The 9,499-nt window shown below is 74.1% G+C and carries 9 protein-coding genes; 4 read left to right on the top strand and 5 right to left on the bottom strand.

From position 1 onward, the window contains the following. Window positions 1-146 precede the first annotated feature (146 nt). The gene (locus tag ACFVVL_RS16260; RefSeq protein ID WP_380288717.1) at window positions 147-779 is read right to left on the bottom strand and encodes an O-methyltransferase; all 633 of its coding nucleotides are present in this window, start codon (window positions 777-779) and stop codon (window positions 147-149) included. A 331-nt stretch (window positions 780-1,110) separates the two neighbouring features. Here ACFVVL_RS16260 and sigE point away from each other — a divergent pair, with 331 nt between their 5' ends. From sigE to ACFVVL_RS16280, 4 genes are all read left to right on the top strand, one after another. After that, window positions 1,111-1,854, top strand: a complete 744-nt coding sequence (gene sigE / locus ACFVVL_RS16265; RefSeq protein ID WP_380288715.1) for an RNA polymerase sigma factor SigE — start codon at window positions 1,111-1,113, stop codon at window positions 1,852-1,854. After that, window positions 1,851-2,852, top strand: coding sequence for a zf-HC2 domain-containing protein (locus ACFVVL_RS16270; RefSeq protein ID WP_387675520.1), 1,002 nt, complete (start codon window positions 1,851-1,853; stop codon window positions 2,850-2,852). The genes sigE and ACFVVL_RS16270 overlap by 4 nt, the downstream gene beginning before the upstream one ends. Before the next feature lie 139 nt (window positions 2,853-2,991). Next, entirely contained in the window at window positions 2,992-3,438 is a 447-nt protein-coding gene (locus ACFVVL_RS16275) for a sec-independent translocase (protein ID WP_380288675.1), read from the top strand. A gap of 214 nt (window positions 3,439-3,652) precedes the next feature. Then, window positions 3,653-4,327, top strand: a complete 675-nt coding sequence (locus tag ACFVVL_RS16280) for a hypothetical protein (protein ID WP_380288673.1) — start codon at window positions 3,653-3,655, stop codon at window positions 4,325-4,327. 126 nt (window positions 4,328-4,453) lie between these two features. Here ACFVVL_RS16280 and ACFVVL_RS16285 read toward each other — a convergent pair whose 3' ends face one another. From ACFVVL_RS16285 to ACFVVL_RS16300, 4 genes are all read right to left on the bottom strand, one after another. Further along, the gene (locus ACFVVL_RS16285) at window positions 4,454-5,692 is read right to left on the bottom strand and encodes a tyrosine-type recombinase/integrase (protein WP_387675523.1); all 1,239 of its coding nucleotides are present in this window, start codon (window positions 5,690-5,692) and stop codon (window positions 4,454-4,456) included. 391 nt (window positions 5,693-6,083) lie between these two features. Further along, window positions 6,084-6,314: a helix-turn-helix domain-containing protein gene (locus ACFVVL_RS16290; protein WP_387675526.1), complete on the bottom strand. Its 231-nt coding sequence runs from the start codon at window positions 6,312-6,314 to the stop codon at window positions 6,084-6,086. Between the two features lie 1,208 nt (window positions 6,315-7,522). Continuing rightward, the gene (locus tag ACFVVL_RS16295; RefSeq protein ID WP_387675529.1) at window positions 7,523-8,833 is read right to left on the bottom strand and encodes a DUF3987 domain-containing protein; all 1,311 of its coding nucleotides are present in this window, start codon (window positions 8,831-8,833) and stop codon (window positions 7,523-7,525) included. Continuing rightward, entirely contained in the window at window positions 8,833-9,408 is a 576-nt protein-coding gene (locus ACFVVL_RS16300; protein WP_387675531.1) for a hypothetical protein, read from the bottom strand. The genes ACFVVL_RS16295 and ACFVVL_RS16300 overlap by 1 nt, the downstream gene beginning before the upstream one ends. Window positions 9,409-9,499: the final 91 nt, after the last annotated feature.

Here is a 9,499-nt window from a genome sequence, read left to right on the forward strand (position 1 = left end):
CGCAGCAGGTGCTCGCCATCTCCTGGAGATGTGCTGCCGGGCCCGGGTACGACCGTCGTGTCGGCCCGGGCCCCGTACTTTTCCGGGCCGCCCGGAACGTTGCCCGCCGGGCCCCGCGGACCGGCGGGGAGCCGGGAGGCGGGCCGTCAGCGCTTCACGGCGCAGAGCAGCCCGTCCGAGACCGGCAGCAGCGCGGGCAGCAGTGCCTCGCTCTCCCGGACGGCCTGGACCAGGTCCCGCACCGACTGCGTCTGCGGGTCCTGCAGTTCCGGCTCGGCCAGCCGGCCCTCCTGGAACACGCCCTCGAAGCAGACCATCCCGCCCGGCCGCAGCAGCCGCAGCGACTCCGCCAGGTACTCCCGGGACTCCGCCGGGTCACCGTCGCAGAACACCAGGTCGTACTGGCCGTCCGCGAGCCGCGGCAGCACCTCCAGCGCCCGGCCCGGTATGAACCGCGACCGGTTGGCCGCGAACCCGGCCGCCTGGTAGGCCTCCTTCGCCAACTGCTGGCGCACCGGCTCGGAGTCGACGGTGGTGAGCACCCCGTCCGGCCGCATCCCGCGCAGCAGGTACACCCCGGAGACGCCCGTCCCGGTGCCGATCTCGGCCACCGCCTTGGCGTCCAGCGCGGCGGCCAGCAGCCGCAGGCACGCGCCGCCACTGGGGCCGATCGCCCTGATCCCGGTCCGCGCGGACTGCGCCCGGGCGTAGGTCAGCACCGCGTCCTCGCCGACGTAGGTGTCGGCGAGGGCCGCGCGCGCGGGCCCGAACTCGCTGATGGCTGCCTCTTTCGGAGCCCCGGGTGACGGCCCGGCGCCGAGCGGATGTCGATATTTCCTGCCACAGATTACTGTCCGGACGGGAACCGCGTACGGCGGCGGGCCGTTGGTGGAGCAGGGACCGGGTGAACGGGACGTCCCGGAGACCCTCCGGGACCGGCATCCGGGCCGGGTGGTCCCGGACACTTCTTATCCGGGCTTGACGGGCGAGGTGGATATGGTGGTGGCCCTGCTGGGCAGAAGAGCCGACCGAGGAGGTGTGGCCGAGGGCGACGTCCCTGTGCGGCGGCACCCCCGCGGCACCGCGTCGACCCGTACGCCGAAGCCCGTGATGAACCAGCCTGCGCACTCCACCCTGGACCAGCCGGCCCCCGCGCCCGAGGCGCGCGCCGCCGGCACCGCCGAGGCCCCCGCCCTCGCGACCTTCGCCGAGGGCCCCGACGCGCAGACCTGGACTCCGCCCAGCTGGGAGGAGATCGTCGAGGCCCACAGCGCCCGCGTCTACCGTCTCGCCTACCGCCTGACGGGCAACCAGCACGATGCCGAGGACCTCACCCAGGAGGTCTTCGTCCGGGTGTTCCGCTCGCTGTCCACCTACACCCCCGGCACGTTCGAGGGCTGGCTGCACCGGATCACCACCAACCTCTTCCTGGACATGGTCCGCCGCCGCCAGCGCATCCGCTTCGACGCGCTCGGCGAGGACGCGGCCGAGCGCCTCGCCTCCCGCGAGCCCAGCCCGGCCCAGCACTTCAGCGACACCCACTTCGACGCCGACGTCCAGCAGGCGCTGGACACCCTGGCGCCCGAGTTCCGTGCCGCCGTCGTCCTCTGCGACATCGAGGGCCTCTCCTACGAGGAGATCGCGGCCACGCTCGGTGTCAAGCTCGGCACCGTCCGCAGCCGCATCCACCGCGGCCGCTCGCACCTGCGCGCCGCGCTCAAGCACCGCGCCCCCGGCTCGGCCCCCGGCCGTGAGCGCCGCGGCGGCGGAGCCGAGGAGCAGCCGGTGCCGGTCGGCGCCGCCGCCGGCGGGGCCGCGGTCGCGCCGGGCGGGCGCGGACGGAGGCGATCGTGAGCGGAACCGGCCGATCGGGGCCGGGCCACCCGGAGACGCCCGGCCGTACCGCCGCCCGCCGGGGCGGCTGGCCCGCCCTGGGCCGACGGGGCCAGGACGGCCCGGCCGCCGACGCCGCGCCGCACCCGGCGCCCGCGGGCGAGCCGGCGCTGCGGGCCGGCGCCGTGCGGGCCGTCGAGCCCGCCGCCGAGGAGCACCACCTCGGGGAGCGGCTGTCCGCCTTCCTCGACGGCGAACTCGGCCACGACTCGCGCGACCGCGTGCAGGCCCATCTGGCGACCTGTCCGCAGTGTCTCGCCGAGGCCGACGAGGGCCGCGCCGTCAAGCACCTGCTGACCCGCACCGGCACGCCCGGCCCGTCCTCCGCGCTGATGGCCCGGCTGATGGCCGTCGGCACGCTCCCGGAGGACGAACAGCCGCCGCGCGGCGACCGCTCCCACCGGGACGACGACGACCTGCCCGGCGGCGGCGTCACGGCCGCCGGCACGCTCGGCGGCAGCCGGCTGGACGGCGGCTCGTTCGGCCGCGGCGCCGGGGCCTCCTTCGGCGCGGGCGCGCTCGGCGCCGACGCTCCGGTGCCCGGCGTCGACCCCCGCGCGTTCGGCCGCGGCTCGGTGCTGCGCCCGCTGATCGGACGGCGCTCGCCGCGCCCCGACGCCCCCGTCCAGCCGCTGGCGGCGGCCGCGGCCGCCCCGGTGGTCCGGCAGGCCCCGGCGCGCGGGCGGCGCTTCGTGTTCGCCGCGGCCGGCGCCTTCTCGGTCGCCGCGGTGACGCTCGGCGGCGTCGGCAACATCGCCGGCCCGGGGGACGACCAGCACGGCACCACGGTCAGCCCGGCGGGCGGCGGCCGGGGCGGGATGGTCCCGATGAACGCCCAGGTACCGGCGGTGGACCTGCCGCTGCGCCCGGTGGCGGTCACCCGGGGCACGTCGCCGTACGAGCTCCCCGAGCGTTCGCCGAGCTCCGGCGTCGCCGGTCTGCACCACGAGAACAGATAGGCCCCCGGGGGCACTCGCGGCCCTGATCATCGGCGGGTCTTCACCACGGCTTCATCACATCGGGGGTCATGGACCCGTCGGCGGCCATTACGCTGTGAGGAGCGTTTGTCCGATCCGATCGCGAGCTTAGGGAGCTTTGGTGTTCAGCGACGTGGGCACACTGGAGATCCTGACCCTGGTCATCATGGCCATCGTGATCTTCGGTCCGGACAAGCTGCCGAAGCTGATTCAGGACACCATGGGCTTCATCCGGAAGATCCGGTCCTTCGCGGACACCGCGAAGGAGGACATCCGCAGCGAGCTGGGTCCGGAGTTCAAGGACTTCGAGTTCGAGGACCTCAACCCGAAGACCTTCGTGCGCAAGCAGCTGATGGGCGGCGACGAGGACCCGCTGGGCCTCAAGGACATGCGGGACACCCTCGACATCCGCTCGGTGCTGGACGACAAGCCGGCCGCCCCGGTGAACGGCACCGGCCGCACGGGCAGCGTCTCCTTCGACAAGCCCGCCGCCGCCCCGGCCCCCGCCGCGGCCGGCGCCCCGCTCGCCCCCGGCGAGCGCCCCCCGTTCGACCCCGACGCGACGTAGCCCGCCGCCCGCCTCCGGGGCGAGGAATCAGGGCGCCGACCCGACGGTTGAGCGGGGCTCCGGCGCACGCGCCGCTATTGTGCTGATTGTTCCCGCTGTGCCGTCTGTCACTTTCCGGTCCCGCCCGGGCCGAAGACGCTCGGCGGGGACGCCGCGGTGCGCCACGATGGGAGCGCGCCACGGCAGGCAAACGTCGTTTGAGGAGGCCCCGGGGATGGACGCGACGAGTCAGGCGGTCGGGACGGCCACGGCCGGCGGACCCGTGGTCGGCGGACAGGCCGGCCCGGCGGACCCGCTGGTGCCGTACCTGTCCGCGGACTTCCGCTGGTACGGCCTGGACGAGGGCTGGAGCGGCCGCCGCTTCCTGCTGCCGAGCGGCTTCGGCGGCCCGCGGGCCGGCGCCCACGGCACCGTCGACTACGGCAGCCTCGGCCACGGCGAGGAGCCGGCCCGCCAGTTCGAGCCGCGCGACGTGCGGAAGTTCGCCGTCGTCGTCACCGTCGCCCGCCGGGAGAGCCGCCGCAGCGCCGACAACACCGGCACCCTGGAGGCGACGTCCGCCTCCTCCGCCGCCTGGCTGGCGGGCTCCGGCCTGCTCGCCGCCACCTGGCCGGCCCAACTGGACCGCGCGCGGCGCCAGGACTGGCTGGACCAGCAGTCCACGCTCGCCTGGGACCTCGCCGACGATCTGGAGGGCCCCGGCTGGTCCACCCTCAGCCTCCCGGTGAACGGCCTGCCGCAGCCGTTCCGCTACCGCGAGTCCGAGTACGGCTGGGTGCTCGCCGGCGAGGCCCCCGGCGTCCTGCTCGGCGCCTACGGCCGCGGCGTCAGCGCCTACGGCGCCGGCTTCACCGCCGTCCCCGACCTGACCGCCTACACCCGCCCGTAGGGCCCCCGCAACGCCCGCAGGGGCCCGCCGGAGGAGATCCGGCGGGCCCCTGCGGGCTTCGGCTGGTGCCGCGTCAGAACTTGTTCAAGTCAGCCCACTTGGGCTCTGACCTGCCACGATGAGGCCCTAGCCGATCTCCTGGGCCGTCTCCGGGCCGTCGGCCGTCTCGGGGCCCTCCCCGAAGGCGGAGTCGACGGCCTCTTTGGTGCGCTTCTCGCTGCTCGGCATGAGGTGGGTGTAGGTCCGGAGCGTGAAGCCCGGGTCGTGGTGCCCCAGGTACTCGCTCAGGGCCTTGATGCTCTCCCCGGCGTCCAGCAGCACCGAGGCGTAGAAGTGCCGCAGCGCGTGCATCCCGTTCTCCCGGCCGGGCTGTGCGCCGGCCGAAGTGAGGGCCGGGTGCCAGACGTCCCGGTTGAAGCGATTGCGGTTCAGCTGTCGGGCCTTGCCGTCGACGAACAACAGCTCCGCCGTGGTCGGCGGCCCGTCGATGTCGCGCCACGGGAGCGTGACGGGGACCGGGGCGTGCACCGAGAGGTGCGCCCGCAGGGCACGCGCGACCGAGGCGGGCAACGGCACCTTGCGGGTCTTGTTGCCCTTGGGCAGGGAGAACACCGGGCGGTTCCGGATCAGCCGGACCTGCCGGTTCACGTGCACCACGCCCTCGGTGAAGTCGACGTCGCCGACGGCCAGGCCGAAGATCTCCCCCTGCCGCAGACCGCAGCCCCCGGCCAGGTCGACCATCGGCCGGTAGTTCTCCGGGAACGTCGCACGTACGGCCAGCACCCGTTCCCGGACCCACGGGACCAGACGGCGCGGGGCCAGCTTCGGGGCCCGGACCGACGTCGACCGGCACGGGTTGCTCGGGATCAGCCGGTCCTCCACCGCCGCCGTGAGCATGGTCCCCAGGTTGGCGAACACCACGCGTTGGGAGGCGGGGGAGAGCCCCTGCTCGGCCAGCGTCACCAGCCACTCGCGGATGTCCGACGGCCGGAGCGAGCTGAGCGGCCGGGTCCCCAGGTGCGGCACCACATGCAGCCGAATCCGCTGCTCGGTGCTCACGTACGACTGCGGGTCCATGGTGAGCGAGGCCAGCCACTTCTCCGCGTGCTGTTTCACGGTGACCCGCCCCGCGTTCGGGTCGATGAACTGGCCGCGCGCCATGTCCGCCTCGACCTGGGCGAGCCACTGATCGGCCTGCCGCTTCTGGCGGTCGGGGAAGCTCTTGCTCTTCTCGGTGCCGTCGGGGCCGATGTAGCGGGCGCGGTAGCGCTTGCCGGTGCCGTAGCGGTCGGTGCGGACGCGCCGCGGCTTGCCGTCGGGGCCGTTCTCGGTCTTGTACCAGCGGTCTTGGATGTGGCCGGCCATGGGCCGCTCCTCTGTTGTCGGGGCTGTAGTCGACGTGTAGTCGGGGTGTAGTCGGGCCTGTAGTCGAGGCGTTTCCGCAGGTCGCGTGGTGGGTGTAGTCGAGTGGGGCGGGGCGTTCGGCGATCCTTGGGGGAGGGGCTGGAGTGGCCCGGTGAGCGACGGCCGGGCCAGCGTCCGGGGGCGGTGATGGGGAGCGTCCCGGGGATGGCCCGCAGGGTGGCTGGCCGGCGGCCGGCCGGGGTGGGCTGGCCGGTTGGGAGCCGGGAGGGGGCGTGTGGTGGGGCAAGGAGGGAGGCGTCCGGCGCCGGGAGAGGGGCCGTTTTTGGGGCGTCGGGCGGGGTCTGCGGGGCGCCTCCCCGCCTCCCCGCCTCCCCGGCGGGCCCCTGATCGGTTAGGCGGCCTGTTGGGTCTGGTCGGTGACCCACTGGGCGACGGCGTCGGGGTGGTAGCGCAGGTGCCGGCCGACGCGGAAGCCGGGCGGGCCGGTGTGCTTTCGGCGCCACTGGTAGACGGTCTCCAGCGGGACGCCGAAGAGGGAGGCGATGTCCTCGGGGGTGAGGAAGCGGGCGGGCAGGGGGACGGCGGTGGGCGGGTTGTCGGGCGGGGTACGGCGGTTGGCCAAGGTCTCCTCCGGGGTTGGTTGGGCTGTCGCCTCACCTGTTGCGTCGCCTGTCGTGTGGCCTGTCTGTCACCTGTCGCCTGTCACCTGTCTGTCGCCTGTAAGGCGCAGGTCAGGGGGGCGTTTCGGGGTTGTGGGGCCCGTTTCGGGGTGGGGAAGACAGGTGACAGGCGACAGATGACAGGTGGGTGGTGGGGCTGTCGTCTCGCTTGTCGTGTGGCTTGTCGTCTGCCTGTCTTGTCGCTTGTCGCCCCGCAGGTCGGAGGGGGGTTTCCGGGGTCTGGGGGTGGATCGGCGGGGGTGAGGCGACAGGCGACAAGCGGGCCGGTGGTCGGTCTGGCTGCGGTGGGTGACGGCGCCGGGGTGTCAGGGCGGCCGTCAGGGGTGTCAGGACCGTCAGTTCGGTCCGGCGGGCGGGGTTCGGGGGGTGTCAGGGCCGTCAGAACCGGCTCGCGGCGGGGTGTCAGGACCGTCAGGGCGGGTGCCGGTCGGGGTGTCAGGGCCGTCAGATCGGGGTGTCAGACGCGTCAGCTCGCGCGCGTGCGCGTTACCCGGGGAATCCGGGCCCGTCGGCGTCAGACGGTTTCTGACACCTGACGCCTGACGGTCGGGGTGATCTCTTTTGGTGACGGTGGGTGATGGTCGCCGTGTGGCCCGTGCGGGGCACACAGCGGTCTGTGTGTGGGGCTCAGTGGCCCGGGGAGGGGGTTTGTGTGGCCCTCGGTGTGTGCCCTACACGGGTCACACGGGCAGGTCAGGGGGTCACACGCGGCTGTGTGGGGCACACGGGCGGTTGTGTGGCCCTGCCCCGGTGACGCGGTGTGGTCCTGAAGAGGCCACCCGCCCGCCGGGCGCCGGCGGGGTTGGTGTCTTCCCGGCGGCCTTGGTGGGGAGCGGGCGCGGGGCGTCGGGGTGGCGGGTGGGGTGTCCAGTTTTCTGGACGGCCGGGCGGTCGACGGGGCATGGATGGCGGGCATGATTGTGGTCTCCGTCGGGTCGAGAGTGGTCCGGAAAGGCCGGAAAGGCCGTAAAGGGGGCTGAGCTGGGGTTTTGCGTGGCGGAAAGTGGTCCGGAATGGTCCGGAAAGGGTCCGGGAGGTTCGGGGCCGGGGGATCGCGGACGGCTTTGCGGACCATTCCGGACCACTTTCCGCCAGCCGTTTCCGCAGGTCGGAGGGCTTTCCGGCCTTTTCGGCCTTTCCGGACCGCCTGTCAGTCGGGCGGGGCGTAGAGGTAGACGGTCTGCTGGCGTCCGCCGGTGGCGAGCTGGGCGGCGGCGAATCCGGGCAGCTGCACCAGGCGGGCGGTGACGTCGGCGCGCTGGGTGGCGTTCAGCCGCTTCAGTAGCACCTGCACCTGCGACTGCGTCATGCCGGAGGGGCCGGCGGTCTTCACCGCGTGGATGAGCTTGTCGAGGTGCGGGTCGCCGGTGCTGGCGGCGGCGGTGGGGCCGAGGATGTGGGCGGCGCTGGCGCGGGCGTAGCGCACGAGGGCCCAGGCGGCGCGCAGGTGGTGTTCGTGGATGCGGTCGGTGTGGTCGAGGAGGGCGTAGACCATGGCGGCGCGTTTGGCGTAGGGGGCGGCGCGGGCGGTGAACTCCGCGATCGGGCCCTCGTCGCCCTCGTCCCCGCACAGCGCCGGGTAGACCTCGTCGCGCCAGAGTTGCGCGGCCTGCTGGTCGAGCTGGACTTCGCCGACGCGGCGGGCGTCGGCGAGCACGGTGCGCCAGGCGGTGGCGAGGTTGTCAATCAGCTCGTCGGGGGCGCCCTGGCCGTCGGGGTCGAGGAGGTTGCGGTGGACGAAGACCGGCAGGAAGCGGTTGTAGGTGCCGCCGGCCATCTCGGCGTCCTGCATCTTGGCCCGCAGCTCGCGGGGGGAGATGTGGCCGATGACGGCGATGTGCGGGGCGGTGGCGTGCAGCGCGTCCCGGTTCATCACGCCCAGGTCTTCGCCGTTCCACGCCTGCCGGAGGATGCCGCTGAGGGAGGAGCCTTCGCGCCGTCCCCGGGCCATGGTGACGCCGTATTCGGACTCGACGACCCACAGGCGCTTGTCGGTGACGCCGGGGTCCTTGTCGCCGTCGCCGTCGCGGACCATGTCGATCAGGCCCTCGCCGGAGGACAGGCCGGAGCGGGTGTTGCAGGCGAGGAACTCCGGGACCGCGGCTTTGAACAGCCGCTTGGCGGTGTTCGTCCCGGCGCCTTTGCGCCCGGCGGCGGTGGCGCCGACGGTGAGGGCCCAGATGAGGGCGGGGTGGCGGTCGTTGCCGATCCACATGAACGGCCCGGGGCCGATCGCGGCGCCGCCGGCGGACAGGAGGTTGACCAGGATGCCGACGGGGTCGGCCTCGGTGGTCGGGTCGAGGTCGCGGACGGTGGAGCCGACCCACCCGCAGAACACTTCCGGGTCCGGGACGGGGCCGGGCCGTTCGGGCCGGACGGTGCCGGGGGCGGGGTCGTACAGCGGGTTCGGTCGGGTCTGTGGTCGGCCGTCGGCGGTGGCGAGGTGGAGTTCGACGGGCATCAGGCGCTCTCCGCAAGCTGGGGGGAGGTGGTGGTGTCGGGGAGGTCGGCCTGCCGGCCGTCGGGGCGGTGGTGGCGGTGCCATCCGGGACGCCCGGGGATCGCTACCGGCGGCCACCCGGGCGAAGCGCTCACCGGGCGGTGGGCGGCCTCGGCGGCACGGGTACGCCGCTCGGCCAGCTCCAGCGCGGTCGGGTGGTTCGACCAGGCGCGCACGGTCCGCACGAGGTCCTTCCACGCGGCTTCGTCCTCGGCCACCCACGCGGCGCGGGCCTGCTCGCCGAGCACCAGGTCCGTGCGCAGACGGGCGTGGATGGCCTCGGGGGCGTGCTCGGCCTGCTGGCGCCAGGCCTCGGCGGCCGTGATGAGCGCGGCTTCCCGGCGCGGGTCGGCCGGGGCCAGCGCGGCGAACGCAGGCGACCCGTACTCGGGGATGCCGACGGGCTGTCCCCACCGGTCGAACACCACCGCCGGGCTGATCCTGCGGACCACGCTCAGGAAGCGCTCGGCGGCCCACCGGGCGGTGGAGCGGTGCGCGTTTCGCACCGGCGCCGGGAGGGCGATCGGGTCGGGCATCGGCGCCGCTTCAACCGCGTCCGGGTCCGTTTCAGCGCCGCCGTCCGGCGTTTCAGCGGCACCGGCGGAGGGGGTGTTCACCGGGTGCTCA

The sequence above is a fragment of the Kitasatospora sp. NPDC058115 genome (genome assembly GCF_042884635.1).
In the GTDB taxonomy this organism is placed as follows: domain Bacteria; phylum Actinomycetota; class Actinomycetes; order Streptomycetales; family Streptomycetaceae; genus Kitasatospora.

Coding starts and splice junctions, on each gene's coding strand:
- ACFVVL_RS16285 (WP_387675523.1), bottom strand. CDS start 5,692: ATGGCCGGCCACATCCAAGACCGCTGGTACAAGACCGAGAACGGCCCC.
- ACFVVL_RS16300 (WP_387675531.1), bottom strand. CDS start 9,408: ATGCCCGACCCGATCGCCCTCCCGGCGCCGGTGCGAAACGCGCACCGC.
- ACFVVL_RS16280 (WP_380288673.1), top strand. CDS start 3,653: ATGGACGCGACGAGTCAGGCGGTCGGGACGGCCACGGCCGGCGGACCC.
- ACFVVL_RS16295 (WP_387675529.1), bottom strand. CDS start 8,833: ATGCCCGTCGAACTCCACCTCGCCACCGCCGACGGCCGACCACAGACC.
- sigE (WP_380288715.1), top strand. CDS start 1,111: ATGAACCAGCCTGCGCACTCCACCCTGGACCAGCCGGCCCCCGCGCCC.